Source organism: Pseudomonas lalkuanensis (genome assembly GCF_008807375.1).
GTDB lineage: Bacteria > Pseudomonadota > Gammaproteobacteria > Pseudomonadales > Pseudomonadaceae > Metapseudomonas > Metapseudomonas lalkuanensis.
Window position 1 is genome coordinate 545,537 of record NZ_CP043311.1, and the last position, 26,659, is coordinate 572,195.

A 26,659-nucleotide genomic window follows, 5' to 3' on the forward strand; every position below is an offset into this window, starting at 1 on the left:
TGATCCGGGGCATCACGCGCCAGTTGAGGTCGGAGTCAGTGGAGACGTGTTGCGGCTGAGAAGGTCGCGCAGCTGATCTTTTTCCTCTGCGCTGAGTTCGCTTTGCCGTGCTTTCCGCAGCAGATTTTCCAAGCGGCGTTCCCGCTGGCGAGCCGACAACCTAGTTATAGTGTCGAAAAACTGTTGTTCAAGGTTGTCGTCGGAAATCAGCCATTCCTTCTCCGCCAGGGCCCGTAGCAGACGGCCTTGGTCGGTGCCGTGCCAGCGGGCGATCAACTGCAGCGAACGCAGTTTCGGATTCTTCTGCACGGCTTCCACCAGTGACACCATGAGCTGGGCGTAGGTGTCGTCTTCAGCGGCGAAATGGCTGGCATCTTCCACTTTCTGCGCCAGTGAGGGATGGTGAAGCAGGGTGCGCAGGGCGGTGAGCGTAGGGGATTCCACCTTCACTTCGGTGCGTGGCGGGCGCTTGAAATCTTCACGACCCTGCTTGTTCCACTTCTTGCCGTCTTTCTTCCAGTCGTCCTTTCTCCAGCCTTCCTTGCGCTTTTCGTCCTTCTGCCAATTTCCCTGCTGCGCAGCTGGCTGTTCGAAGTATTGCGAGTGGTCCGGCTCGTACTGCTGGTCGTCGTGGCCGGAGAAGGCTTCGTAGTAGGAATCTTCCGGGTAGCCCTGGTTGTCGTGGCTGACGCTCGGGGCGGCGCTGCGGGCGAATTGGCCGAGGGCTTCGCCGTTGAGGCCGGTGATTTCGGCCAGTCGCTGGCGCATCAGCACCTTCAGGTTGGCGCCGGGAATGCGCTCGATCAGCGGTGCGGCCAGGGTGGCCAGGTGGGCCTTGCCTTCCAGGGAGGTCGGATCGGCTTCCTGGGTCAGTTGCTGGAAGAAATAGTCGGCCAGCGGCTGCGCGTGCTGGGTAATGCGGGCGCGGAAGGCGTCAGTGCCTTCCTTGCGAACCAGGCTGTCCGGGTCTTCGCCTTCGGGCAGGAAGAGGAAGCGCGCCCGCCGGCCGTCTTCCAGGCCCGGCAGGGTCGCTTCCAGGGCTCGCCAGGCGGCTTTTCGTCCGGCCTGGTCGCCGTCGAAACAGAAGAGAATGTTCGGCACCAGGCGGAACAGGCGGCGGATGTGCTCCTCGCTGGTTGCGGTGCCCAGGGTGGCGACGGCATTGCGCAGACCTTGCTGGGCCAGGGCGATGACGTCCATATAGCCCTCGACCACCATGATTTCGTCGAGGTTGCGGTTGTGCTTGCGCGCCTCGAACAGCCCGTAGAGTTCCTGGCCCTTGTGGAAAACCGGAGTTTCCGGAGAGTTCAGGTACTTGGGCTTGTCGTCGCCCAGCACCCGGCCGCCGAAGGCGATGATGCGTCCGCGGCTGTCGCGGATCGGGAACATCACCCGGTCACGGAAGCGGTCGTAGCGCTTGCCGGTGTCGGCGTTCTCGATCAGCAGGCCAGCGTCGATCATGTGCTTCTGCTGCAGGCTGTCGCCGCCCATGTGCTTGAGCAGATTGTCCCAACCGGGTGGGGCGAAGCCCAGGGCGAAGTCGCGGGCGATCTCGCCAGTCAGGCCGCGGCCTTTGAGGTACTCGACCGCGGCCTTGCGCGTCGGATGCTGTTTCAGCGCATGGCGGTAGTAGTCCGATGCGGCGGTAAGCAGTGCGTAGAGCGGGGAGTCGGTTGGCTGGCGCGGGCCTCTGCTGCGGCCGCCGTCCTCCCGGGGAACTTCCAGACCGGCGCGCTTGGCCAGTTCCTCGACCGCCTGGGGAAAGTCCAGGTGGTCGTGGTCCATGATGAAGCCGAGGGCGTTGCCACCGGCGCCGCAGCCGAAGCAGTAGTAGAACTGCTTGTCCGGGCTGACGCTGAAGGAGGGCGTCTTTTCGTTATGGAAGGGGCAGCGGGCGGTGAAGTTCTTGCCGGCCTTTTTCAGCTGCACGCGCGCGCCGACCACTTCGACAATGTCGGTGCGGTTCAGCAGGTCGTCGATGAAGCCTTGGGGGATCAGGCCAGCCATAGGGTGCTCGGGGCGCGGGGAGGTTCAAAGCATACTCGCGCCCGGTTGGTGAAGACAGGCAAGAGTCTTGAGCTGGAAAGCAAAAAACTCCGCCATTCGCCAAGGCGAAGCGGAGTCTTCTGTGTGCTCAGCATGCACTCGCCCGGCCGGAGCCGGGCGACGCTTGAGCGTGCGGCGGAGCCTGTTAACTCAGTACAGGCGCTCGCGGCGGCGCTGCTCGCGCTGCACTTTCTTGGCGTGACGCTTGACCGCGGCGGCGGCTTTGCGCTTGCGCTCGGCAGTGGGCTTCTCGTAGAACTCACGGCTGCGGACTTCGGCCAGTACGCCGGCTTTTTCGCAGGAGCGCTTGAAACGACGCAGGGCTACGTCGAAGGGTTCGTTCTCTTTAACTTTGACGGCTGGCATCCAGGTCGTACCTTCATCAATTACCGAATGGTCGACGCATTCCGGCAAAAGTTGGCTCGGTGGCGCGTCGGATTTCAAGGGCTGCGGATATTAACGCCTCAAGGCACGGAATGCAAAGCCTTCAGTCGAAAACCGCTAGTCGGCACAAGGGGCGGCGATTATGATTCGCGCCTTCTTCTTTTGCCAGGCCAGAAAGGCTCGTACCCATGCTAGTGCTGGGGTTGGAAACCTCTTGCGACGAAACCGGCGTCGCCCTTTACGACAGTGAACGCGGCCTGCTGGCCGACGCGCTGTTCAGTCAGATCGACCTGCACCGGGTCTACGGCGGCGTCGTACCCGAGCTGGCCTCCCGTGACCACGTCAAGCGCCTGCTGCCGCTGCTGCGCGAGGTGCTGGAAGAGGCCGGTCGCAAACCCGAAGACATCGACGGCATCGCCTATACCGCCGGCCCCGGCCTGGTGGGCGCGCTGCTGGTGGGTGCTTCCTGCGCCCAGGCCCTGGCCTTCGCGTGGGGTGTGCCGGCGCTCGGCGTGCACCATATGGAAGGTCACTTGCTGGCTCCCATGCTGGAAGAGCAACCGCCGCAGTTTCCGTTCGTCGCCTTGCTGGTGTCCGGCGGCCACACCCAGTTGGTTCGGGTCGATGGCATCGGTCGCTACCAGTTGCTTGGCGAGTCGGTGGACGACGCCGCTGGCGAAGCCTTCGACAAGACCGCCAAGCTGATCGGCCTCGGCTACCCCGGTGGTCCGGAGATCGCCCGCCTGGCCCAGAGCGGTACACCCGGTCGCTTCACCTTCCCGCGACCGATGACGGATCGTCCCGGCCTGGATTTCTCCTTCAGTGGCCTCAAGACCTTCGCCCTCAACACCTGGCAGCAGTGCCGCAATGCTGGGGACGACGGCGAGCAAACCCGTTGCGACATCGCTCTGGCCTTCGAACAGGCTGTCGTGGACACTCTCACCATCAAGTGCAAGCGCGCCCTCAAGCAGACCGGCCTTGAACGCCTGGTGATCGCCGGTGGCGTCAGCGCCAACCAGTCGCTGCGCCAGTCGCTGGGCAAGATGCTCGGTGAGATGAAGGGCGACGTGTTCTATGCGCGGCCGCGCTTCTGCACCGATAACGGCGCGATGATCGCTTATGCCGGCTGCCAGCGTTTGCTGGCGGGGCAGCAGGATGGTCCGGCGATTGGTGTGCAGGCGCGCTGGCCGATGGAGCAGCTACCCGCTGTCTGACGGCTGGTTGAGCCGATTTCGTTCAATTGATCAGAAATGCCGTTCGCGTCCGGCGAAAAGGTCGCGTAGATTGCCGCGATGGCGCCAGACGATGAGCCCGGTCAGAACGGTCATCGGCAGGAGCGCACCGGGTTGCTGCCAGGCCAGCAATGGCAGGGTCAGCGGCGTGGCGATCAGCGCCGCCAGGGAGCTGGTGCGGGTCAGGTAGAAGGTCAGCAGCCAGACGCAGATGGCCAGCAGCGCGGCCGGGGGATAGAGCCCCAGCAGCATGCCGGCGGCGGTGGCGACGCCTTTGCCGCCACGAAAGCGGAAGTACAGGGGATAGAGGTGCCCGAGCACCGCGGCAAGGCCGATCCAGGCCTGTTGCTGGATGTCGAAGCCGCAGTAGCGGGCGACCAGCACCGGCAGCAGGCCTTTGAGCAGGTCGCCGAGCAAGGTCAGGATCGCCAGCTTCTTTCCTGCCACCCGCAGCATGTTGGTGGCGCCAGGGTTGCCGGAGCCCTGGGCACGCGGGTCGCCCGTGCCGAACAGACGGCTGAGCAGAATGGCGAAGGACAACGATCCGAGCAGGTAGGCGAGAGTCGCCAGCAGCCAAAACATGGTATCCATTCCGGGGCGAGGAAGTCCCGATTCTAGCGGGGCAGCACTGACGTGGACACGGTTTTCATCGAGGGTCTGGAAGTCGACACCGTAATCGGTGCCTATGACTGGGAGCGCAGCATTCGCCAGTGCCTGCGCCTGGACCTGCAACTGGGCTGGGACAACCGCCCGGCCGCCGAAGGCGATGACCTGGACAAGGCGCTCGACTACGCCGCCGTCTCCCAGCGTATCCAGGCCTTCGCCGCTGAAGCGCAATTCCTCCTGGTGGAGACCTTTGCCGAGCGCCTGGTGGCCGTGCTGATGGCCGAGTTCAACATCCCCTGGGTCCGCCTGAAGTTGCACAAGCCTGGCGCCGTCGCTGCGGCCAGCAGTGTTGGCGTGGAGATCGAGCGCGGATGCCGCTGACCACTATCTACCTTGGCCTCGGCAGCAACATCGAGCGCGAGCGCAATCTCACCGCCGGGCTCGAGGCCCTCGCCGGTTTCCTTAAGGACATCCGTTGCTCGGCGGTGTTCGAGAGCCTGCCCGTTGGCATCAAGAGCGGGAATTTCTTCAATTTCGTGGTGGCCGCCCGCACCGACCTGTCGCTCCATGAGCTGGATCGCAGGCTCAAGGAAATCGAAGCCGACAACGGCCGCTACGCGCCGGGCCGCAAGGGCCTGCCGTTGGACATCGACGTGCTGCTGTATGGCGACCGCGTGGGCAATTTCGACGGTCTGATCCTGCCGCGTCCCGAGGTGTTGAAGAACGCTTTCGTACTCTGGCCCTTGTCGCTGCTGGCGCCTGAGGTGCTGCATCCGGAGGAGCGTCGCAGCTTTGCGGAGTTGTGGCAGGGCGCCTCCATCCAGCAGGTGCTCTGGCCGGCGTCCTTCTCGTGGAGGGGCGCCGAGTTGACGCCCGCCGAGCTGATTCAGGCCTTCCCGCGACCTTCCTTGTAAGCCTTCAGGGCCTTGAGGCGCTCGCCCTTGAGTGCTTCACCCAGTTCGGCGCCTCTCAGTCCCTTCTCCAGCAGCGGCTGCACCGTCACTGCGCGGGCGGCCGCCGCTGCGCCCAGCAGGTAGGTGGCCTGCGGGTAGTCGCGCTGTTCCAGGCCGGTGCGGCCGCGGGCATCCATTTCGCTAGCGGCGACGAATTCTTCGAAGCGCTGCGGCCGGCGATAGACATCGAAGCTCTGCAGCAGCTCCAGCAGGGTGGTCGGACGGAGTTCCAGCGCGCGATGCGCGTGGGTGTGGTACTCGCCCACCAGCAGCGCCAGTTCCTGGCAATCCCGTGGAGCCTTGCAGCGCTCGTTCACCGCCTTGATCAGCTTCAGGCCGTGCTTTTCGTGGGCAATGTGCTGCGGCCATTCCTCTTCCGGGGTCAGGCCCTTGCCCAGGTCATGCAGCAGGCAGGCCCAGCGCACGGTGAGCGGCTGCTGGTGCTCCGCACATTGGCGTAGCACGGCCAGCACATGGACGCCTGAATCCACCTCGGGGTGGTGCTTCTCCGGCTGTGGCACGCCGAACAGGCGGTCCACTTCCGGCAACCAGGCGGCGAGGGCGCCGCAGTCGCGCAGGACCTGGATGAACACGTCCGGGCGCGGTTCCATCAGGGCGCGGGAAACTTCCTTCCAACTGCGTTCAGGCGTCAGGGCGTCAAGTTCACCGGATTCGGCGATCTGTCGCATCAGCGCCAGGGTTTCCTCGGCGACCGTGAAGCCCAGTGGCGCGTAGCGCGCGGCAAAGCGTGCGACGCGCAGCACGCGCAGGGGGTCTTCGGCGAACGCGGGGGAGACATGGCGCAGCACGCGTGCTGAGAGGTCCTTCTGGCCACCGTAGGGGTCGATCAGCTTGCCGTGGTCGTCCTCGGCCATGGCGTTGACCGTGAGGTCGCGGCGGATCAGGTCCTGTTCGAGGGTTACATCAGGACTGGCGTAGAAGATGAAGCCGCCGTAGCCGCGACCACTCTTGCGCTCGGTGCGCGCGAGGGCGTATTCCTCGCCGCTCTGGGGGTGCAGGAACACCGGGAAATCCGCGCCCACCGGGCGGTAACCCTGCTCCAGCATCTCCTCGGCCGTGGCGCCGACCACTACCCAGTCAATTTCGGTCGCCTCGCGGCCCAACAGACGGTCGCGTACCGCTCCGCCCACTTTGTATATCTGCATGGCTTGCCTCCGTGGCTGCGGAGGATAGCAGCCTAGCGAGCTGCAGGGACCTGGGCGGCCAGCGCGCGCGCGGCGCTTTCCAGCAGCTCGGCGCTGTCCCAGGAGGGGCTGAGGCCGGTGCTGGCCAGGCCTTCCCAGAGTATCTGGCCGGAGGGGTCGGTCAGGCGCAGGCGCAAGGTGCCGGTTTCGTCGTGCAGCCGGTGGATGGCCTGGTACGGGCCGAGGGGGCTGGGCGGTGCCTGGTTGACCTTGAATTCCAGCGGCTGATCGTTCACCGCCAACCAGTAGTACACGCGCACCTGGGCATCATTGGTGCTGCGATAACCGCGCTCCTCCAGGGCCTGGCGGATCAGTGGGCCGAGCTGGGCGTAGCGCTCCGGGTAAGGCAGTTCGCCGTCGACCGCCTGTTCCGGCGAGATCAGCTGGAAGCTGCTGCGCCCTGCCAACCCGGCTGTGGCGGGCTGCAGGATATGGACCTGCGGAATGGGCGTGGAACAGGTGGCCAGGGCCAGGCACAGCAGCAGGACGAGGAACAGGCGCATCTGAGGGCGGCTCCCATTGGGGGAACCGCATGCTCGGCGCGGACCGGGCATGCGGTCAACCGATCAAATGGGTGGAATGATCAGGTCCAGGCGCGGGTATTCCCCGTCCTCAGTGCGTTCCCCCTTTGGGGGGACATGATGGCTCCCTGTTATCTGCTCGCCGTGGCGGGTTTCCAGGTGGATATCGAAGCCCCAGAGGCGATGCAGGTGCTTGAGCACTTCATCGGTCGACTCACCCAGTGGCTTGCGGTCGTGCTGCTGGTGACGCAGGGTCAACGAGCGGTCGCCGCGGCGGTCCACGCTCCAGATCTGCACGTTGGGCTCGCGGTTGCCGAGGTTGTACTGCGCCGCCAGGGTTTCGCGAATCAACCGGTAACCCTGTTCGTCATGGATGGCCGGGACGTACAGCTCATCCTTCTGGTCGTCGTCAAGGATGCTGAACAGCTTGAAGTCGCGGATCACCTTGGGTGAGAGGAACTGCAGGATGAAGCTCTCATCCTTGAAGCTGTTCATGGCGAACTTGAGGGTGGACAGCCAGTCACTGCCGGCGATGTCCGGGAACCAGTAGCGGTCCTCATCCGTGGGCTCCTCGCAGATGCGGCGGATGTCTCGGTACATGGCGAAGCCCAGGGCGTAGGGGTTGATGCCGCTGTAATAGGGGCTGTCGAAGGGTGGCTGGTAGACCACGCTGGTGTGCGACTGCAGGAACTCCATCATGAAGCCGTCGGTGACCAGGCCCTCGTTGTACAGGTCGTTGAGGATGGTGTAGTGCCAGAAGGTGGCCCAGCCTTCGTTCATCACCTGGGTCTGGCGCTGTGGGTAGAAGTACTGGGCGATCTTGCGCACGATGCGAACCACTTCCCGTTGCCAGGGTTCCAGCAGCGGCGCGTGCTTCTCGATGAAGTAGAGGATGTTTTCCTGCGGTTCGGCCGGGAAGCGCTGGTTGTCTTTCTCGCCGCCCTTGCCGCTGCCTTTGGGAATGGTGCGCCAGAGGTCGTTGATCTGCTTCTGCAGGTGCTCCTCGCGTTCCTTCTGCCGGCGTCGCTCTTCCTCGGCTGAAATGGGGTAGGGGCGCTTGTAGCGGTCCACGCCGTAGTTCATCAGGGCGTGGCAGGAGTCCAGCAGGTCTTCCACGGCGTCGATGCCGTGGCGCTCCTCGCACTGGGCGATGTACTGCTTGGCGAACACCAGGTAGTCGATGATCGAGCTGGCGTCTGTCCAGGTGCGGAACAGGTAGTTGCCCTTGAAGAAGCTGTTGTGGCCGTAGCAGGCGTGGGCGATCACCAGTGCCTGCATGGTGATGGTGTTTTCCTCCATCAGGTAGGCGATGCAGGGATCGGAGTTGATCACGATCTCGTAGGCCAGGCCCATCTGGCCCCGGGAATAGCCCTTTTCGGTGGCGAGGAAGTGCTTGCCGTAGGACCAGTGGTGATAGCCGATGGGCATGCCGACAGACGCGTAGGCATCCATCATCTGCTCGGCGCTGATCACTTCGATCTGGTTCGGGTAGGTGTCCAGCGCATAGCGCTCGGCGATCCGGCTGATCTCGCGGTCATAGGTGCGGATCAGGTCGAAGGTCCATTCCGACCCGGTGGAAATGGGCTTGCGTTCCTTCTTGCTGGCAGTCATTTCACGCCTCCCCTCAGGTCACGAGCCTGCGCTGGAACAGCTCGCGGAACACCGGGTAGATATCCGCCGCCGAGACGATCTGCTGCTGGGCGAAGGTGTCGGCGAACGTATCGCAGACCTGTTCGTATTCGTACCACAGCGCCTGATGTTCGCGCGGGGTGATCTCGACATAGGTGTAGTACTGCACGAACGGCATGATCTGCTTGATCAGGATATCCCGGCAGATGGGCGAATCGTCATTCCAGTTGTCGCCGTCCGAGGCCTGGGCGGCGTAGATGTTCCATTCGTTGATGGGGTAGCGCTCGGCCATGATCTCCTGCATCAGCTTCAGCGCGCTGGAGACGATGGTGCCGCCGGTTTCCCGGGAGTAGAAGAATTCCTCTTCGTCCACTTCGCGTGCGCTGGTGTGGTGGCGGATGAACACGACCTCGATCTTGTCGTAGTTCCGCTTGAGGAACAGGTACAGGAGGATGAAGAAGCGCTTGGCGATATCCTTGGTCGCCTGGGTCATGGAGCCGGAGACGTCCATCAGGCAGAACATCACCGCCTTGGAGGACGGATTGGGTTGCTTGACCAGCAGGTTGTACTTGAGGTCGAAGGTGTCGAGGAAGGGAACGCGTTCGATCCTGGCGCGAAGTCTTGCGATTTCCGCTTCAAGTTCCTGGATATCGCCGAAATTGTCCGGCTCCTCGCGCTTCAGGCGCTCCAGTTCCTCCTTCGCTTCCTTCAGCTTGCCGCGGCTGCTGCCCGACAGGGCGATGCGACGTGCATGGGCCGAGCGCAGGGTGCGGACGATATTGATCCGCGACGGGTTGCCTTCGTTGCTGATGCCGGCGCGCACGGTCTTGAAGGTATCGGCCCCGGTGAGGTGGCGTTTGACCAGGTTGGGTAGTTCCAGGTCCTCGAACATGAAGTCGAGGAATTCCTCCTGGGTGATCTGGAAGACGAAGTCATCCATCCCTTCGCCCTGATTGCTGGCCTTGCCGCCGCCACGGCCACCGCCGCCGCCCTGGGGGCGGGGGATGCGGTCACCGGTGGTGAATTCCTTGTTGCCGGGGTGGACGATGGTCTGCCGGCCACCTCGGCCGTGGTGCAGGACGGGTTCGTCGATATCTCGGCCGGGGATGCTGATCTGTTCGCCATGCTCCATGTCGGTGATGGAGCGGCGGCTGACGGCCTCCTCCACGGCCTTCTTGATGTGGTCGCGGTAACGGCGCAGGAACCGCTGGCGGTTCACCGTGCTCTTGTTCTTGCCGTTCAAACGCCTGTCGATGACATAGCTCATAGACCCCTCCGGGGAGCTTCAGGCTGCAAGGCACGGAGGACGCCGCGTGTAACGGCGCCTCCGGCGTGCATGTTCCAGGCTTGCAGCTTGAGACTGTTTTACTGCGACTTGCGTACCCGCAGGTACCATTCGGACAGCAGGCGTACCTGTTTCTCCGTATAGCCGCGCTCGACCATGCGTTTGACGAAGTCGTTGTGTTTCTGCTGCTCCTCCTTGCTGCCCTTGGCATTGAAGCTGATAACCGGCAGAAGGTCCTCGGTGTTGGAGAACATCTTCTTCTCGATGACCACGCGCAGCTTCTCGTAGCTGAGCCAGCTCGGGTTCTTGCCGTTGTTGTTGGCCCGGGCGCGCAGCACGAAGTTGACGATCTCGTTGCGGAAGTCCTTCGGGTTGCTGATGCCGGCCGGTTTCTCGATCTTCTCCAGCTCCTCGTTCAGGGCCACACGGTTGAGGATCTCGCCGGTTTCCGGGTCGCGGTATTCCTGGTCCTGGATCCAGAAGTCCGCGTAGAGCACGTAGCGGTCGAAGATGTTCTGGCCGTACTCGCTGTAGGACTCCAGGTACGCGGTCTGGATTTCCTTGCCGATGAACTCGATGTAGCGCGGCGCCAGGTATTCCTTGATGTAGCGCAGGTAGCGCTCGCGCATTTCCGCCGGGAACTGTTCCTGCTCGATCTGCTGCTCCAGTACGTAGAGCAGGTGCACCGGGTTGGCCGCCACTTCGTGGGGGTCGAAGTTGAACACCTTGGAAAGGATCTTGAAGGCGAAACGGGTCGACAGGCCGTTCATGCCCTCGTCCACCCCGGCCGCGTCGCGGTATTCCTGGATCGACTTGGCCTTCGGATCGGTGTCCTTGAGGTTTTCGCCGTCGTAGACGCGCATCTTCGAATAGATGTTGGAGTTCTCCGGCTCCTTCAGGCGGGACAGCACGGAGAACTGCGCCAGCATGCGCAGGGTGTCCGGGGCGCAGTGGGCGTGGGCCAGGGAGCTGCTGACCAGCAGCTTGTCGTAGATCTTGATTTCGTCGGTGACGCGCAGGCAGTAGGGCACCTTGACGATGTAGATCCGGTCGATGAAGGCCTCGTTATTCTTGTTGTTACGGAAGCTGTGCCATTCCGATTCGTTGGAGTGGGCCAGGATGATGCCGTTGAAAGGCAGTCCGCCCAGGCCCTCGGTGCTGTTGTAGTTGCCTTCCTGGGTGGCGGTCAGCAACGGGTGCAGGACCTTGATCGGCGCCTTGAACATCTCGACGAACTCCATCAGGCCCTGGTTGGACCGGCACAGAGCGCCCGAATAGCTGTAGGCGTCGGCGTCGTTCTGCGGGAACTCCTCCAGCTTGCGGATATCCACCTTGCCTACCAGCGCGGAGATGTCCTGGTTGTTTTCGTCGCCCGGCTCGGTCTTGGCGATGGCGACCTGGTTGAGGATCGACGGATACAGCTTCACCACGCGGAATTTGCTGATGTCACCGCCCATTTCGTTAAGGCGCTTGGTGGCCCAGGGCGACATCACGGTTCGCAGGTAACGGCGCGGGATGCCGTACTCCTCCTCGAGGATGGCGCCGTCCTCATCGGCGTTGAACAGCCCCAGGGGCGATTCGAAAACCGGCGATCCCTTGATCGCATAGAAAGGCACACGTTCCATCAACTGCTTCAGCTTTTCCGCCAGGGACGATTTACCGCCACCCACCGGCCCCAGGAGGTAGAGGATCTGTTTCTTCTCCTCCAGGCCCTGGGCGGCATGGCGGAAGTAGGACACGATCTGGTCGATGCACTCTTCCATGCCGTGGAAGTCGGCGAAGGCCGGATAGCGGCGGATCACCTTGTTGGAAAAGATCCGCGACAGCCTCGGGTCGACCGAGGTATCGAGCAGCTCCGGGTCACCGATGGCCATGAGCATGCGTTCGGCGGCGGTGGCGTAGACGCTGCGGTCCTGCTTGCACAGGTCCAGGTATTCCTGAAGGGAATATTCCTCCTGGCGAGTCGCTTCGAAGCGTTGTTGGAAGTGGCTGAAAATGCTCATGACGTCACCTCGCTGGGATCAGGAAGCCGGCGCGGGGTCGGTTGTGCGGGTGCGGGCAGTCAGCCGGAGAAGGTCGGCTGATGAAAGTCCCCCAGAACACCTGAATGGTCGCTGCCGATGGCCCGGAACCGGTGTACCGGCTCTCCCCTTTTTTGGATGGCCTGAGCTAAGAGTAGTTCGTTATCGGCAACGTCAAGCGTGACGGATCGATAACAGGGGATTACCGTCCGTCGGGGAAGTGGCGCCAAGCCAGAGATAGCGCGGTATTGCGCCTCGCCGAAAAATTTTTACTCGACGTTGCCCTGGGCGACTTCCCCGGGATAGACGCTGCGCCACAGTTCGAAGCCGCCGTCGAGGCTATAGACCTCGGAGAAGCCCTGATGCGCGAGATAGGCGGCTGCGCCCTGGCTGGAGTTGCCGTGGTAGCAGGCGACGATCAGCGGCTTGTCGAAGTCGGCTTTGGCGATGAAGTCGGCCAGGGAGTAGTTGTCCAGGTGGTGCGAGCCGCTGATGTGGCCGAGGGCAAAGCTCTGCGGGTCGCGGATGTCCACGACCACTGCGCCCTGCTCGCGCAGGGTCTGGGCCTGTTCGGGGGCGATGCGCTGGAATTCACTCATGGCGGTTCTCCTCACAGCTGCAGCTGATGCGCTCGCCGCTGTCGATGTTCAGTAGGGTCAAGCTGCCGCCCCAGACGCAGCCGGTGTCGAGGGCGTACAGGCCAGGTTCGTTGCAATTGCCTTCCAGCGCTGCCCAGTGGCCGAAGATGATCTTCTGCCCACGGGTCTTGCGCTCGGGGTAGCTGAACCAGGGGGCGAAACCGGGGGGCGCGGTATCCAGGCCTTCCTTGGACTTGAGGTCCAGGGTGCCGTCGGCGCGGCAGAAGCGCATGCGGGTGAAGTAGTTGGTGATGACCCGCAGGCGCGTGACGCCGTGCAAGTCGCCGTCCCACTTGGCCGGCTCGTTGCCGTACATGCCATCGAGGAACAGCGGCAGGCGGGCGTCGTCCTGCAGGGCTTCCTCGACTTCGGCGGCGCGTTTGAGGGCTTTCTTCAGCGACCACTGGGGCGGAATCCCCGCGTGTACCAGGGCAATGTCCCGCTGCTCGTCGTAGTGCAGCAGTTTCTGCCGGCGCAGCCAGTCCAGCAGCTCGGCGCGATCCGGTGCGTCGAGGATCTCGCGCAGGGTGTCGGCCTTGCGCAGTCGTTCGATGTTGTTCGCCGCGGCCAGCAGGTGCAGGTCGTGGTTGCCGAGCACACAAACCACCGATTCGCGGATGGAATAGAGGAAGCGCAGGGTCTCCAGGGACTTGGGGCCCCGGTTCACCAGGTCGCCCACCAGCCAGAGTTCGTCCTTGGCCGGGTCGAAGCGGACCTGTTCCAGCAGGCACTTCAGTTGATCGAGGCAACCCTGGAGGTCGCCCACCGCATAAGCCGTCATGCCGGTGTCCTCAGTGCAGCGAGCCGGGAACGGCCAGGCGGAAGGGGGTGATGATGGCGTCGAAGCGTTTGCCGTCGTCGGCGACCATCTGGTAGCTGCCCTGCATGCTGCCGACGCGCGTGGCCATCACTGTACCGCTGGTGTAAGTGTGGCTGGCGCCCGGATCGATTCGCGGTTGCTGCCCGACCACGCCGGCCCCGCGGACTTCCTGCACATGGCCATCGCCATCGGTGATCACCCAGTGGCGGGTGAGCAGTTGGGCCGGCAGCTCGCCGTTGTTCTGGATGGTCACGGTGTAGGCGAAGGCAAAGCGGTTCTCGTCCGGCTGCGACTGTTCCGGGAGGAAGCGGGTGACGACGCTGACGTCGACCTTGTAACGGGGATCGGACACGCGAAAGTTCTCGAATTGCTGGAATTGGAGTCTAGGGGGTCGCGCTGGAGGCAGCCAGTTGATCAGCCAGGCGGACAAAGGCGGCCAGGTCAAGCTGCTCGGGGCGCAGCCCTCCGTCGACGCCCGCGGCTTCGATTGCGGAAGCGTCCAGCAGGCCCTTCAGGGTATTGCGCAGGGTCTTGCGGCGTTGGTTGAACGCTTCACGGACTACGCGTTCCAGCAGGGCGGGATCCTTGGCCGGGTGCGGCAGGACTTCGTGGGGAACCAGGCGCACGATGGCCGAATCCACCTTGGGCGGCGGATTGAAGGCGCCCGGGCCGACGTTGAACAGGTGCTCCACGCGGCAGTGGTACTGAACCATGATCGACAGCCGGCCCCAGTCGCCGCCGCCGGGTTCGGCGGCCAGGCGCTCCACCACTTCCTTCTGCAGCATGAAGTGCATGTCGCGGATCAGGTCCGCGTGGTCCAGCAGATGGAAGATCAGCGGGGTGGAGATGTTGTACGGCAGGTTGCCCACCACCCGCAGGCTGTGGGGTTCGGCGTCGAGTTGGCGGAAGTCGAACTTCAGCGCATCGCCCTGGTTGAGGCGGAAGTTCGGCAGCAGGCCGAACTTGTGCTTCAGAATGGGGATCAGGTCCAGGTCCAGCTCGATGACGTCGAGCTGGGCGCCGCTGGCCAGCAGGCCTTCGGTGAGGGCGCCCTGGCCAGGGCCGATCTCCAGCAGGCGCTCGCCCGCGCGGGCGTGAATGCTGCGCAGGATGCGGTGGATGATGCCAGCGTCATGCAGGAAGTTCTGGCCGAAACGCTTTCGCGCACGGTGTTGGTAGTGTTCGGACATCGAAGGCTCCAGGCCTTGGGGCCAGGCTGGGAGCCTGGCGTGGAAACTTGAGTCGCGCAGTCTATCAGGCGCCAGCCCGCGCCGCCTAAGGCTTGGCCGCGAAAGCGGCGCGGGAGGTGCGGTTCATTGACAGGCTTGTTGCGCGGCGGCCATCTGGTAGGCGGTTTCCAGGGCGACTTCCAGGCTGCCGCAGTCGATACGCCCGGTGCCGGCCAGGTCCAGGGCGGTGCCATGGTCCACCGAGGTACGGATGATCGGCAGACCCAGGGTGACGTTCACCGCCGCGCCAAAACCCTTGTACTTGAGCACCGGCAGGCCCTGATCGTGGTACATGGCGAGCACTGCATCGCAATGTTGCAGATGCTTGGGGGTGAACAGGGTGTCGGCGGGGAGCGGGCCGATCAGGTTCAGGCCCTCATCGCGCAGGCCGTCGAGCGTCGGCTCGATGACCTCCAGTTCTTCCCGGCCCAGGTGTCCGCCTTCGCCGGCATGGGGGTTGAGGCCGCAGACCAGGATGCGCGGTCGGGCGATGCCGAACTTGTTCACCAGGTCCGCATGGAGGATACGACTGACCCGCTGGAGCCGGTCGGGCGTAATCGCGGCAGCGACGTCCTTGAGCGGTAAGTGAGTGGTTACCAGAGCCACGCGCAGGCCACGCGTGGCCAGCATCATCACGACCTGCCGGGTGGCGGTCAGATCGGCGAGAAATTCGGTGTGCCCGGAGAACGCGATGCCCGCTTCGTTGATCACGCCCTTGTGCACAGGGGCGGTGATCATCCCGGCGAACAGCCCGTCGAGGCAGCCCTGGCCGGCGCGGGTCAGGGTTTCCAGCACGTAGTCGGCGTTTTCCGGCTCCAGCTGGCCTGGCTTGGCCGCGACTCGCAGGGGCGTGTTCCAGACATAGAGGCTGCCGGCGGGGGCCGGGACCTCCGGCAAACGAGAGGGATCAATTTCGATCAGCTGAATCGACAGGCCCAGTTCAGTGGCGCGCTGCTCGAGCAGGTCGCGGCTGGCGATGGCAATCAGGGCGTGGGGCTGGGCGGAGCGGGAGAGCAGCAGACAAAGGTCGGGGCCGATGCCGGCGGGTTCACCTGGGGTGAGGGCGAAGCGGAGAGGTTTCATTGCGGGTCCTTGCTTGGTGTCCAGCGCGTTGGCGGTGATTGTACCGCCAGCGAGCTGGACAGGACCCAGCGACTTACAGCTTGGTTTCGACGTAGGCTTCGTCGCGGATCTGGCGCAGCCAGGCCTGCAGTTCCTCGTCGTACTTGCGGTTGCGCAGGATGTTGATGGCCTGCTGCTCGCGGAACTTCTCGCTGCTGTCGGTAGCGCGGCGGCCCAGCACTTCCAGGACGTGCCAGCCGTAGGGGCTCTTGAACGGCGTGGAAAGCTCGCCGGCAGGGGTCTTGGCCATGACCGCGCGGAACTCCGGAACCAGGGCGTTGGGGTCGATCCAGTCCAGGTCGCCGCCGTTGAGGGCCGAACCCGGGTCCTCGGAGAAGCTCTTGGCCAGCTCGCCGAAGTCTTCACCGGACTGAATGCGTTCGTACAGCCGCTCGGCCAGACGCTTGGTCTCCGCTTCGCTGCGAATTTCGCTGGGCTTGAGCAGGATGTGGCGGACATGCACTTCGTCGCGAACCAGGGTGTCGCCACCGCGCTTGTCCATCAGCTTGAGGATGATGAAACCGCCCGGGGTACGGACCGGTTCGGTCACCTGGCCAGGCTGCAGGGCGCCGATCATGGCGTCGAAGGGGGGCGGCAGCTGGGCGGCCTTGCGCCAGCCGATCTCGCCGCCCTCCAGCGCGGTTTCGCCAGCGGAGCGGGAAATCGCCAGCTGGGCGAAGTCGGCGCCTTGCTGGAGCTGCTGGTACAGCTCCTGGGCCTGGCGCTCGGCAGCCTGGATGGTGCTCGGCGAAGAGCCTTCTGGTACCGGGATCAGGATGTTGGCCAGGCGGAATTCCTCGGACAGCTGGATCTTGCCCATGTCGGAAGCGAGGAAGTTCTGCACTTCCTGGTCGGTGACCTGGATGCGCTCTGCCACGCGGCGCTGACGGACACGGCTGATCACCATCTCGCGGCGAACCTGGTCGCGGGCGTCGTCATAGGACAGGCCGTCACGGGCAAGGGCGCTGCGGAACTGGTCGACCGTCATGCCATTGCGCTGGGCGATGGCTTCGATGGCCTGGTTCAGTTCTTCGTCGGCGATACGGATGCCGGAGCGGTCGCCGATCTGCAGCTGGATATTCTCGATGATCAGGCGTTCCAGCACCTGCTGGCTCAGCACATGCTCGGGCGGCAGCGAGGCGCCGCGCTTGGCGATGGTCTGCTGCACTTCACGCAGGCGCTGGTCCAGCTGGCTCTGCATGATCACATCGTTGTCGACAATGGCGACCACGCGGTCGATGGAGCGAACCTCGGCGTGCGCGAGGCCGCCGAGGAGGAGGGCGCCCAACAGCAGCGGGCGCAGACGATCAGAGAGCTTGGTCTTCACGTTCACGGTAACCTTGAATGCCTTTTTCCAGGAAGCCTTCGGCCTTGTTGCCCACGATGCCGCCGAGGCCCTTCAGGACGATTTGCAGGAAGATCCCGCGGTCGCCGCTTTCGTTGGTCGAGTCGGGGGTTTGGTCGAACTCGTCGTAGTCCACCCAGTAGCGGTTGATCAGGCGCAGCTTCCAGCAGCAGCTGTCGTACTCGAAGCCGCCGAAGGCTTCCAGGGTACGGTTTTGGCTGTAGTCATACTGCCAGCGGGCCAGGGCGCTCCATTGCGGGACGATCGGCCAGATGACCGAGAAGTCGTGCTGGCTGATCTTGTAGTAGTCCTTGATGAAGTTGGGGTTGGGTTGGCCATTCGCCAACGTGGGCGTGCCGTAGTCGGGGCTGAACGTCCATTGGCCGGTCGTCTGGTCGTACCGGATGGTGTCATTGCGGTAGCGGTAACCGGCATTGATCACCTTGTTCGGGTTGTCTTCAGGCTGGTAGTGGAACATCGCGCTGCCGGAGCGGGTGCGATGGGAATCCGGGTCCCAGTTGAAGTCCGAGGTTACGCGCCAGTCGCGGTTGAAACGGTACAGGTATTCCAGTGCGTAGGGCGAAACAGAGGCCTGAGCGTCGGCACGGGTGTCGGCGTCGATACCTGGCAGTTGTACCTTCCGATCCTGGAAGTAGAAGGCCTGGCCGATGCTGAAGCGCTGGCGCTCGAAGCCATTGGACTCGATCCAGCGATTGGTCACGCCCAGAGAGACCTGATTGGCGTCGCCGATGCGATCGCGGCCGGAGAAGCGGTTGTCGCGCCACAGCGATGCGTAGTTGAAGCTGGGCTCGCTGGTATCGAATACCGGGATATCGGTCTGGTCTTCTTCCGGCACGTAGAGGTAGAACAGCCGAGGTTCCAGGGTCTGTGTGTAGTTCTTGCCAAAGAACTGGGTCTTGCGATCGAAATACAGGCCACTGTCAACGCTGTAGATGGGCAGCTGGCGATCCGGATTGCCATCGAAGCTTTGATTGGCCCGTGCCAGATCGCTCTTGCCTGTGCCATCCAGGCTCAGATCATATTGCGTGTATGCGTACTTGACCTGCGGCTTGAGGAAACCCCACGTCCAGTTCATCGGCAGGCTGACGCTCGGCTCAAGATGGGTCCGATCGCCATTGGCGCGCGCGAGCCCCGTGGTATTTTCGTCGAGCCACGGCGTAGTGTTGCCGTCGATATCAGTGAACAGGCCGTCGCGCAGGTTGCGGTCGAAACGGACGAACTCGGTGTTGTAGGCGAAGTTCAGGCCGCCAGGCTGGAAGGGCAGTGCCCCGTTCAGGGTGATCTGCGGCAGGCGGTCATAGGGCGTGACGTCGGAAATGGTCGCCAGCTCATACGCATGGGCATTCAGCTTCGCGGTGTAGGTATCGCCGCGATAGGTGAGGGTGCCGCGCTGGTTGACGTAGGTGGGGGTGTCCACACCCAGGTCGGTGTCCAGGTCGTCGAAGTAGTACGGGTCGCTGATGTCGGTGTAGTCGACTTCGGCCAGCAGGCGGGAGTCCAGGCCGCCGGTGTGTTTCCAGTTGTACAGCCAGCGCTTCTTCTCGTACTCGGACATGAGCTTGCGCTCGTCTTCCTTGTCGTCGAGGTAGGCGGCGCCAAGCTGGCCTTCGCTGCTGCGGGTCAGGTAGCGGAACTCGCCTTCCATCAGCAGGCCGCGCTTGGCCATGTAGCGCGGGTACAGGGTGGCGTCGTAGTTCGGCGCCAGGTTGAAGTAGTACGGGGTGACCAACAGGAAGCCGGTATCGCTGCTGCTGCCGATGGTCGGCGGCAGGAAGCCGGACTGGCGACGGTCGTCGATCGGGAAATAGATGTACGGGGTATAGAACACCGGAATGTCCTTGACCCGCAGGGTGACGTTGGTCGCGGTGCCGAAACCGGTGGCCGGGTTCAGCTTGATGTTGTTGCCTTTCAGGTGCCAGGCGTTGTCACCCGGTTCACAACGGGTGTAGGTACCGTCTTTCAGACGGATGACTGCATCTTCCTGGCGCTTGGCGTACAGCGCGCTGCCACGGGTATGCGACTGATGCAGGACGTACTCGGCGTTGTCGATCTTGGCTTCGCCGTTGTCCAGTTGCAGGTCGGCGTGATCACCGACCACCAGGGCGCCCTTGTCACGCAGCTTGACGTTGCCGACCAGCTCGCCACGGTTCTCTGCCTGGTGCAGGTTGGCTTCGTCGGCCTCCACCTGCATGCTGCCCTGGCGCAGGACGACGTCACCGGCGAGGGTGGCGATCTGCTTCTCCTGCTCGTAGCGCGAGGCCTTGGCGGAGATGTAGGTCGGCGCATCTTCCGGCGCGGTGTCGTCGTCGATGCCCGGGCGCGGCGGCTCGACATAGGCACCGGCGCAATAGGGGCCAGCTTCGGCCAATTGCGCGGCGGTGAGCTTGTCGCGCGGCACCCAGTCGAGGTGACTGTAGTCGGCACTGCGGGATGCCAGGCCCTTGCCTTCGGCCTCGGTGACCAGGGTCGGCTTGCCGCCCTCGGCCTCACCGCCTTCGGTGGCCTGGGGCGCGACGCCAATGGTCGAGCTCACGGCGCTGTCGCTGTGCACCGGGCGTGGCGGCAGGCTCTCGGCGCTGGCCTTGGGCGAACAAGCCCAGCCGCCAGCAGTGGAAGCCTTGCAATCGAACTGCTCTGCGGCGACGACGAACGAGGTGGCTACTGGCTGGAGGGCCAGCAGGCTACCGGTCACCAGCAGGGGGAACTTTCTACGAAACGCGGGGGATCTTACTGCCATCTTATTAGTCCGGGCTTCCTGCGCGCCATCGGCCCGCTGGGCCGCACGCCTCTCGATGGGCTGAAAAAGATGCTGGATAATAAAGCATGACCCGCACAACGGCTAGCGCCGCCGGAGACCACCCGATGCACCACGAAGACCTGCGCCTTCAGCAGCTGAGCCAATGGCTGGACCAGCAGTTGCCCACCCTGTTCGCTGCCGAAGGCTGGGGCCCCGTGCCCGCCGCCACGCTGGTTCCGGCCAGCAGCGACGCCAGCTTTCGCCGTTACTTCCGCTGGGAGGCCGACGGCCGCACCCTGATCCTGATGGACGCGCCGCCGCCGCGTGAAGACTGCCGCCCCTTCGTCAAGGTGGCCGGCATGCTCGCCGAAGCGGGTGTGCATGTGCCGCGCATCCTGGCTGCCGATGTCGAGCAGGGCTTCCTGATCCTCGATGATCTGGGGCGCCAGACCTACCTTGACGTCATCAATGCCGATAACGCCGACGCTCTGTTCGATGACGCCCTGCAGGCACTGCTGACGTTCCAGAAGAGCAGCCTCGACGTCCCCATGCCCAGCTACGACGATGCCCTGCTGCGTCGAGAACTGCAGCTGTTCCCCGAGTGGTACCTGCAACGTCACCTCGGGGTCGAGCTGGAAGGCGAGCGCCTGGCGGCCTGGCAACGCACTTCCGACCTGCTGATCGACAGCGCCCTGGCTCAGCCGCAGGTGCTGGTGCATCGCGACTACATGCCGCGCAACCTGATGCTGAGCGCCCCGAACCCGGGCGTGCTGGACTTCCAGGATGCCGTCTACGGCCCGGTCACCTACGACGTCACCTGCCTGTTCAAGGATGCCTTCCTCAGCTGGCCCGAGGAGCGCGTCGCCGCTTGGCTGGAACGCTACTGGACCCAGGCCCGCGCGGCGGGGATTCCGGTCCATGCCGACTTCGCCGAGTTCCGCCGTGCCAGCGACCTGATGGGCGTGCAGCGCCACCTCAAGGTCATCGGCATCTTCGCGCGCATCTGCCATCGCGACGGCAAGCCCAAGTACCTGGGCGATGTGCCGCGCTTCTTCACCTATATAAAGGCAGTGATCGAGCGTCGTCCGGAACTGGCCGAACTGGGTGAGCTGCTCGCCAGCCTGCCCCGGGACGAGGCCGTCGCCCAATGAAGGCCATGATCCTTGCCGCGGGCAAGGGCGAGCGCATGCGCCCCCTGACCCTGCATACCCCGAAACCGCTGGTGCGCGTTGCCGACACCCCGCTCATCGAGTTCCATTTGCGGGCGCTGGCGGACGCCGGTTTTCGCGAGCTGGTGATCAACCATGCCTGGCTCGGCCAGCAGATCGAGGATTACCTGGGCGATGGCGCACGCTTTGGCCTGTCCATCCGCTATTCCGCCGAGGGTGAGCCCCTGGAAACCGGCGGCGGCATCTACCGTGCGCTGCCGCTGCTGGGAGATGACCCCTTCCTGGTGGTGAATGGCGATGTCTGGACCGACTTCGACTTCCGCCACCTGCGTCAACCGTTGGACGGCCTGGCCCACCTGGTGCTGGTGGACAACCCTGCTCACCATCCGCATGGCGACTTCCGCCTGGACGGCGACCGGGTGAGCGATGCGGTGCAAGGGGAGCCCAGTCTCACCTACAGCGGCATCGCCGTGCTCCATCCGCGCCTGTTCGCCGACTGCCGACCCGGTGCCTTCAAGCTGGCGCCGCTGCTGCGCCAGGCCATGGCTGCCGGCCAGGTGAGCGGGGAGCGCTTCATGGGGCGCTGGGTGGATGTCGGCACCCACGAGCGCCTGGCGGAAGTCGAACGCCTGCTGACGGCGGAGGCCTGAGTTGGTCTGGCCTGCCACTCTGATAGGCGCCGCGGCCGGTTTCGCCCTGGCGAGCATCCCGGGTGCGATGCTGGGTGCGCTGCTGGGCCAGGTATTCGACCGGCGCCTGAAACTGGAGTCCTGGGGCGACCTGCGTGCGCGCCTGCGGGGCGATCCGGCCATCGAAGAGCAGGATCTGCTGTTCGTCCTGCTCGGCCGTCTGGCCAAGAGCGATGGGCGGGTGCAGGACGCCCACATCCAGCAGGCGCGCTTGGAAATGAAACGGGTCGGCCTGGACGCCGCCGCTACCCGTCGGGCCATTGCGGCTTTCAACCGAGGCAAGGCCGGCAGCGACAATCTGCAGCCCAGCCTGCGCGTGTTGAAGGACGAGCGACTGACTGTGGAACGCCTGCTGCGCAGTTGTTGGCAGATGGCGGCTGCCGATGGCCGGATCGGTCAACACGAGCGCGAGCTCATCCTGCAATGGGGGCATTGGCTCGGCCTTCCGACATCCCGGATCGAGGCGCTGGGGGCGGGTTACGACATCCCCCATGGCCTGCCACCCAAGCCTGGTAACAGCTACAAGGAAGCCCTGATCCTGCTGGGGGTGACCGCCGACTGCGAACCAGCGGTGATCAAGCGTGCCTACCGCCGCCTGCTCAGCCAGAACCACCCGGACAAGCTTGCCGGCTCGGGCGCAAGTCCCGCGCTGGTGCGTGCCGCTACCGACCGCACCCGCGAACTGCACAGCGCCTACAACCTGATCCGCGAGCGTCACGGTTTCCGCTGAAGGGGGCTCCGGGAGGCGCTGCGCCGGTTACCTGCCTAGATCGAGGGGCCTGAAGCGGCCTTTGATGGCGCCTTGCTGGCGTCCGCTTCCAGATGCAGGCTCAGCCAGCCGCGAATGCGCCGGATGAGCTGCTCCTGTTCGGTGCGCCGATCGGCCGGTAGACCTTTCATGGCGATCTGGATATAGGCCGGGTGCTTCTGCCGCTTGCTCGCGTGCAGGCGACGCAGGGCGGCATCGCGGTCGGTGGGCTGGTCTTTGTAATAGAAGTCGCCGGTGGCCAGTTTCAGTGCGGGCAATGAATCTTCCAGCGCGGGCTCGTAGCCAGTGGGCAATTCCGCGGCCACCAGCAGGAGGTTGCGCACATCCTTCGGTTCACTGGCGGTGAGGTACTGCGTTGCCCAGTAGGCGCCGGTGCCATGCCCCAACAGCACGATCGCCCCGGGATTCTGCTGGCGGGCGAAGGCCAGTGCCGCGTCGATACGGGCGAACACGCGCTCGGTCTGGGTCTTCTGGATGGCATCGCGGGACAGCGGCGGAGGTGCCGGATCGGTATCGGGTTCGGCGCTACCGGCCTGCTCGGTATTGGCAGGGCCTTCCTCCTCGGCCTTTTCCGGACTTACCGCCGGCTCCGCCTTGGACGGCTCCCCGGTCTTCAGCGGGCGGGGCGGCGGCGGGTCGCCGCTGGGGTCCGGCAGGGTCACGGAGAGGGTGCTCCAGCCGGAGTCCGGCAGTTTGCGCCGCAGTGGCCCGATGGCCTCGGGCCAGTCGGCGCTCTCGCCTTCGCCGGGGAGGAGAATCACCAGCCCGCTGGGCTCACTGACATTCGCGGGCTGCCAGAGCACGAGGAAACTCTCCTCGCCGGCCTTGAGCTGCTGTTGCTCCCGCGCGGGGAGCTGGCGCGCCAGGTTGCTGGCCTCCTCCTGGCTGCGTTCTTCCAGGGGTGCCCGCTCTACCGCCGGTGCGGTTTCCTTCGGCGCGGCGGCGTCTTCTTCCGCCTGCAGCACGGGGGAGGCGGGCAGCAGGGCGAGGCAAAGGGCCGCGAGGGCAGGGCGAATGGCACGAGGCATCGGGGACTTCCTGGTCAAGCTGGGAAGCAGGAGCCTAATGGCTCGTCTCGCATTTGTCAGGCCGAGCCTTCGCATGGTTCGCCACAGCTGGAGTAAGGTATGTCGGCTGTTTCTCCTGGTTGCGGTTGGCCATTCATGATCCGTGCGCTCCTGTCCCTGTTGTTCGCCTGCTGCCTGGCGATGCCCGCACCGGCCGCGCCAAGCCATCTGCCCCTGGACGAAAGTCAGCGGCAATGGCTCGAGAATCACCCCCAACTGCGTGTCGGCGCCGCGCTCCAGGCGCCCTATGTCCAGCTGGATCGTCGACTGCAGCAACTGTCGGGCGCCAACGTCGAGCTGATGGGCTGGCTGGCCAGGGACTTGGGCGTGGAGCTGGTCTGGCGCACCTACGACAGTCAGGTCGAGCTGGAGCAGGCCATGCGCAGCGGGCAGATCGACCTGGCCCCGGGCCTTGGCCAGACGCCTGCCGGCCTGCGTCTGTGGTTGTTCTCCGATCCCTACCTGCGGGTTTCCCAGTTGCTGGTGGGCGAGCGGGAGGGCAGTGCGGCGGTGGACCTGGAGCAGCTCGATGCCACCTCGCCCGTGGCCCTGCGCCAGCCGAGCGCCGTAGCCGATTACCTGCGCGCCACCTATTCCAACCTCGATCTCAAGCCGATGGCCAGCGAGCGGCAGGCGCTGCAGGCATTGCTCGCCGAGCAGGTGCGCTATGCCGTGCTGGATGAGGCCCAACTCAGTCGCCTGTCCCGCGAGCAGGAGTTCGCCGGGCTGGCGGTGGTGGGGGATATCGGTTTTCCGCAGCTGCTGCGGGTCGCCTCGCGCAGGGACTGGCCGGAGCTGGCGGCGATCATCGACATTGCCCTGCGCAGCCTGCCGGCCAAGGATCTCGATCAGCTCCACGAGCGCTGGCTGCAGCCCAAGTATCCGCGCCTGGGCGAGTCCGCGGGCTTCTGGCAGAACCTCAGCCTGCTGCTGGGTGTATTGCTGCTGACCGCTGCGGCCATCATCGCCTGGCTGCGTCGGCAGCGGCGTCGGCTGGAGCGGCAATTGCTGGATGCCCGCCATGCCCTGCAATTGCGCGAAGCGGCCGAAGAAGCCTTGCGCCTCACCCAGTTCTCCATCGATCACAGCACCCTGGGCATCCTCTGGGTGAATTGGGACAGCCATGTGCGCTACGCCAACCGTGCCGCCGAACAGATGCTCGGCTATGCGCCGGGTAGCCTGGCGGATCGCCCACTGGCCGACTTCCAGCCCGAACTGAACATGGATCGCTGGCTCGATCTCTGGCGCCGTGCGCGCAACAGCGACGAGGGGCCGCTGAGCTCCGAGACACGCTGCCTGCGCCCCGATGGAAGCTGGCTGCCGGCGGATGTGTCGCTGAGCTTCCTGCGCTTCGGCTCCTCGGAATACCTGGTGGTGTTCCTTTCCGACGCCACCGAGCGCCGCCGCGCCCGCGAGGCCCTCGAAGAGAGCGAGGCGCGCCTGAAGGGCATCGCGTCCAACGTGCCCGGCCTGGTGTTCCGCCTGGAGCGGCCGAAGGCCGGCGCGCCCTCCGATTTCGCCTTCATCGGTGAAGGCAGCGAGGGGCTGGTGGGCTACAGCGCCAGCGAGTTGCTGGACACCGGGCGTGGCATTCGCGGCCTGGTCCATCCCGACGACCGAGATGGCTATTGGGAGAGCCAGATGCGGGCGCTGGACGCCGATCGCGACTGGCACTGGCAGGGGCGCATCCTCACCCGCGACGGTGCGCTGCGCTGGGCCGATATCAAGGCCAGTGCACGGGTGTTCGATGATGGCCGCGCGGTCTGGGACGGCGTGGTCTGGGACATCACCAGCAACAAGCAGATCGAACTGGAACTGGGGGCTTCCCGTGCCCAGTTGCGCGAGCTGTCGGCGCACCTGGAAAGCGTGCGCGAGGAAGAGAAGGCGCGTATCGCCCGGGAGGTCCATGACGAACTGGGCCAGGTGCTCACGGTGCTCAAGCTGGAGACCTCCATGTGCGAACTGGCCTACGCCGGACTTGACGCCGGGCTCAAGGAGCGACTGGACAGCATGAAGCGGCTGATCGCCCAGCTGTTCCAGCTGGTGCGCGATGTGGCGACGGCATTGCGGCCGCCGATCCTCGACGCCGGTATCGCCTCGGCCATCGAATGGCAGGCACGGCGCTTCGAGGCCCGCACACAGATTCCCTGCCTGGTGGAAGTGCCCGAACAGCTGCCGCAGTTGTCCGATGCCAAGGCGGTGGGCCTGTTCCGCGTGCTGCAGGAAGCGCTGACCAACGTCATGCGCCATGCCGAGGCGCATACTGTCGCGGTTCGCCTCAGCGAGGAGGACGACATGATCTGCCTGCGCATCAGCGACGATGGCCGTGGTTTCGATACCGGCGCCAAGGGCGGCGGATCATTCGGCCTGGTGGGCATGCGCGAGCGCGTGCTGATGCTGGGCGGCAGTCTGCAGATCGAGAGCCAGCCGGGCGAGGGCACCACCCTCTGCGTGCGCGTGGCGTTGGATAAGGAGAAAGTGGCGTGATCCGAGTACTGGTGGCCGAAGACCACACCATCGTCCGCGAGGGCATCAAGCAGCTCATCGGGCTGGCCAAGGACCTATGCGTGGCGGGGGAGGCCGGCAACGGCGAGCAGCTGATGGATGCGCTGCGCCAGACACCCTGCGAAGTGGTCCTGCTGGACATCTCCATGCCCGGGGTGAACGGCCTGGAAGCCATTCCGCGCATCCGCGCCCTGAGCAACCCGCCGGCGGTGCTGGTGCTGTCCATGCACGACGAGGCGCAGATGGCGGCGCGGGCGCTGAAGATCGGCGCCGCCGGCTATGCCACCAAGGACAGCGACCCGGCCCTGCTGCTCACCGCGATCCGCAAGGTGGCCTCAGGCGGTCGTTACATTGATCCGGACCTGGCCGACCGCATGGTCTTCGAGGTGGGACTGACCGACGCCCGGCCGGCGCATACCCTGCTTTCGGAGCGTGAGTTCTCGGTATTCGAGCGCCTGGTGCGTGGCGAGGGAGTGAACGAAATCGCCCAGCAACTGGCGGTCAGCAGCAAGACCGTAAGCACTCACAAGGCGCGCCTGATGCAGAAACTCGGATTGCACTCGGTGGCTGACCTGGTGAAGTACGCCGTGGAGCACAAGCTTTTGTGAATGTCCGACAATCGCGCTCTGATTTGTAGGGCAATCCCTACAAAAAATCCTCTCTAAG

Annotated in this window: 24 protein-coding genes; 8 read left to right on the forward strand and 16 right to left on the reverse strand. The window is 64.6% G+C overall.

The annotated features are described in order from the left end of the window. Positions 1-12: 12 nt before the first annotated feature. Together dnaG and rpsU are read right to left on the reverse strand one after the other, a co-directional pair. Positions 13-2,007, reverse strand: coding sequence for a DNA primase (dnaG, locus tag FXN65_RS02535; protein ID WP_151131515.1), 1,995 nt, complete (start codon positions 2,005-2,007; stop codon positions 13-15). A 189-nt stretch (positions 2,008-2,196) separates the two neighbouring features. Further along, on the reverse strand, positions 2,197-2,412 hold the full coding sequence (rpsU, locus tag FXN65_RS02540; RefSeq protein ID WP_003085057.1) for a 30S ribosomal protein S21: 216 nt from the start codon (positions 2,410-2,412) through the stop codon (positions 2,197-2,199). 206 nt (positions 2,413-2,618) lie between these two features. On the opposite strand from rpsU, the gene tsaD reads away from it, so the two are divergent. Continuing rightward, positions 2,619-3,644, forward strand: coding sequence for a tRNA (adenosine(37)-N6)-threonylcarbamoyltransferase complex transferase subunit TsaD (tsaD, locus tag FXN65_RS02545; RefSeq protein ID WP_151131516.1), 1,026 nt, complete (start codon positions 2,619-2,621; stop codon positions 3,642-3,644). 30 nt (positions 3,645-3,674) lie between these two features. On the opposite strand, the gene plsY is transcribed toward tsaD, so the two are convergent. Continuing rightward, entirely contained in the window at positions 3,675-4,244 is a 570-nt protein-coding gene (gene plsY, locus FXN65_RS02550) for a glycerol-3-phosphate 1-O-acyltransferase PlsY (RefSeq protein ID WP_151131517.1), read from the reverse strand. Positions 4,245-4,295: 51 nt separating this feature from the next. Between plsY and folB the strand changes: the two genes are divergently transcribed. Together folB and folK are read left to right on the forward strand one after the other, a co-directional pair. Further along, positions 4,296-4,649: a dihydroneopterin aldolase gene (folB, locus tag FXN65_RS02555; protein WP_151131518.1), complete on the forward strand. Its 354-nt coding sequence runs from the start codon at positions 4,296-4,298 to the stop codon at positions 4,647-4,649. Further along, positions 4,640-5,182, forward strand: a complete 543-nt coding sequence (gene folK / locus FXN65_RS02560; protein ID WP_151131519.1) for a 2-amino-4-hydroxy-6-hydroxymethyldihydropteridine diphosphokinase — start codon at positions 4,640-4,642, stop codon at positions 5,180-5,182. The genes folB and folK overlap by 10 nt, the downstream gene beginning before the upstream one ends. On the opposite strand, the gene FXN65_RS02565 is transcribed toward folK, so the two are convergent. The 12 genes from FXN65_RS02565 to FXN65_RS02620 all read right to left on the reverse strand — a co-directional run bounded on the left by FXN65_RS02565 (position 5,155) and on the right by FXN65_RS02620 (position 19,794). Then, entirely contained in the window at positions 5,155-6,387 is a 1,233-nt protein-coding gene (locus FXN65_RS02565) for a multifunctional CCA addition/repair protein (protein ID WP_151131520.1), read from the reverse strand. The two genes, folK and FXN65_RS02565, sit on opposite strands and share 28 nt — an antisense overlap. Positions 6,388-6,419: 32 nt before the next feature. After that, positions 6,420-6,929: a DUF4136 domain-containing protein gene (locus FXN65_RS02570; RefSeq protein WP_151131521.1), complete on the reverse strand. Its 510-nt coding sequence runs from the start codon at positions 6,927-6,929 to the stop codon at positions 6,420-6,422. A 63-nt stretch (positions 6,930-6,992) separates the two neighbouring features. Next, on the reverse strand, positions 6,993-8,558 hold the full coding sequence (locus FXN65_RS02575; RefSeq protein WP_151131522.1) for a SpoVR family protein: 1,566 nt from the start codon (positions 8,556-8,558) through the stop codon (positions 6,993-6,995). Positions 8,559-8,571: 13 nt separating this feature from the next. Beyond that, positions 8,572-9,843 (reverse strand): YeaH/YhbH family protein, encoded by a 1,272-nt coding sequence (locus FXN65_RS02580; RefSeq protein WP_151131523.1) that lies wholly within the window; start codon positions 9,841-9,843, stop codon positions 8,572-8,574. 98 nt (positions 9,844-9,941) lie between these two features. Continuing rightward, positions 9,942-11,864, reverse strand: a complete 1,923-nt coding sequence (locus FXN65_RS02585; RefSeq protein ID WP_151131524.1) for a PrkA family serine protein kinase — start codon at positions 11,862-11,864, stop codon at positions 9,942-9,944. A gap of 287 nt (positions 11,865-12,151) precedes the next feature. Further along, positions 12,152-12,481, reverse strand: a complete 330-nt coding sequence (glpE, locus tag FXN65_RS02590) for a thiosulfate sulfurtransferase GlpE (protein WP_151131525.1) — start codon at positions 12,479-12,481, stop codon at positions 12,152-12,154. Continuing rightward, a complete protein-coding gene (locus FXN65_RS02595) occupies positions 12,474-13,301 on the reverse strand; it encodes a symmetrical bis(5'-nucleosyl)-tetraphosphatase (protein WP_151131526.1) in 828 nt (275 codons plus the stop codon). The genes glpE and FXN65_RS02595 overlap by 8 nt, the downstream gene beginning before the upstream one ends. Before the next feature lie 10 nt (positions 13,302-13,311). Continuing rightward, a complete protein-coding gene (apaG, locus tag FXN65_RS02600; RefSeq protein WP_151131527.1) occupies positions 13,312-13,692 on the reverse strand; it encodes a Co2+/Mg2+ efflux protein ApaG in 381 nt (126 codons plus the stop codon). A 31-nt stretch (positions 13,693-13,723) separates the two neighbouring features. Further along, positions 13,724-14,530 (reverse strand): 16S rRNA (adenine(1518)-N(6)/adenine(1519)-N(6))-dimethyltransferase RsmA, encoded by an 807-nt coding sequence (rsmA, locus tag FXN65_RS02605; RefSeq protein WP_151131528.1) that lies wholly within the window; start codon positions 14,528-14,530, stop codon positions 13,724-13,726. 123 nt (positions 14,531-14,653) lie between these two features. Continuing rightward, positions 14,654-15,652 (reverse strand): 4-hydroxythreonine-4-phosphate dehydrogenase PdxA, encoded by a 999-nt coding sequence (gene pdxA, locus FXN65_RS02610; protein ID WP_151131529.1) that lies wholly within the window; start codon positions 15,650-15,652, stop codon positions 14,654-14,656. 73 nt (positions 15,653-15,725) lie between these two features. Next, positions 15,726-17,018 (reverse strand): peptidylprolyl isomerase, encoded by a 1,293-nt coding sequence (locus tag FXN65_RS02615; protein ID WP_151131530.1) that lies wholly within the window; start codon positions 17,016-17,018, stop codon positions 15,726-15,728. Continuing rightward, positions 16,999-19,794 (reverse strand): LPS-assembly protein LptD, encoded by a 2,796-nt coding sequence (locus FXN65_RS02620; RefSeq protein ID WP_151131531.1) that lies wholly within the window; start codon positions 19,792-19,794, stop codon positions 16,999-17,001. The genes FXN65_RS02615 and FXN65_RS02620 overlap by 20 nt, the downstream gene beginning before the upstream one ends. 125 nt (positions 19,795-19,919) lie before the next feature. Between FXN65_RS02620 and FXN65_RS02625 the strand changes: the two genes are divergently transcribed. From FXN65_RS02625 to FXN65_RS02635, 3 genes are read left to right on the forward strand one after another with little or no spacing between them, the layout of a single operon-like run. Next, positions 19,920-20,945, forward strand: a complete 1,026-nt coding sequence (locus tag FXN65_RS02625; protein ID WP_151138640.1) for an aminoglycoside phosphotransferase family protein — start codon at positions 19,920-19,922, stop codon at positions 20,943-20,945. Then, positions 20,942-21,613 carry an N-acetylmuramate alpha-1-phosphate uridylyltransferase MurU gene (gene murU, locus FXN65_RS02630; protein ID WP_151131532.1) on the forward strand — a complete coding sequence of 224 codons (672 nt, stop codon included), beginning with the start codon at positions 20,942-20,944 and terminating at the stop codon, positions 21,611-21,613. Before FXN65_RS02625 ends, murU begins: the two co-directional genes overlap by 4 nt. Position 21,614: 1 nt before the next feature. Then, complete coding sequence (locus tag FXN65_RS02635) at positions 21,615-22,382, forward strand: TerB family tellurite resistance protein (RefSeq protein ID WP_151131533.1); 768 nt, start codon at positions 21,615-21,617, stop codon at positions 22,380-22,382. 35 nt (positions 22,383-22,417) lie between these two features. On the opposite strand, the gene FXN65_RS02640 is transcribed toward FXN65_RS02635, so the two are convergent. After that, positions 22,418-23,449, reverse strand: coding sequence for an alpha/beta hydrolase family protein (locus FXN65_RS02640; protein WP_151131534.1), 1,032 nt, complete (start codon positions 23,447-23,449; stop codon positions 22,418-22,420). Positions 23,450-23,584: 135 nt separating this feature from the next. On the opposite strand from FXN65_RS02640, the gene FXN65_RS02645 reads away from it, so the two are divergent. Next, a complete protein-coding gene (locus FXN65_RS02645) occupies positions 23,585-25,975 on the forward strand; it encodes a PAS domain-containing sensor histidine kinase (RefSeq protein WP_151131535.1) in 2,391 nt (796 codons plus the stop codon). Then, the gene (locus FXN65_RS02650; protein ID WP_151131536.1) at positions 25,972-26,601 is read left to right on the forward strand and encodes a response regulator; all 630 of its coding nucleotides are present in this window, start codon (positions 25,972-25,974) and stop codon (positions 26,599-26,601) included. The genes FXN65_RS02645 and FXN65_RS02650 overlap by 4 nt, the downstream gene beginning before the upstream one ends. Positions 26,602-26,659 lie beyond the last annotated feature (58 nt).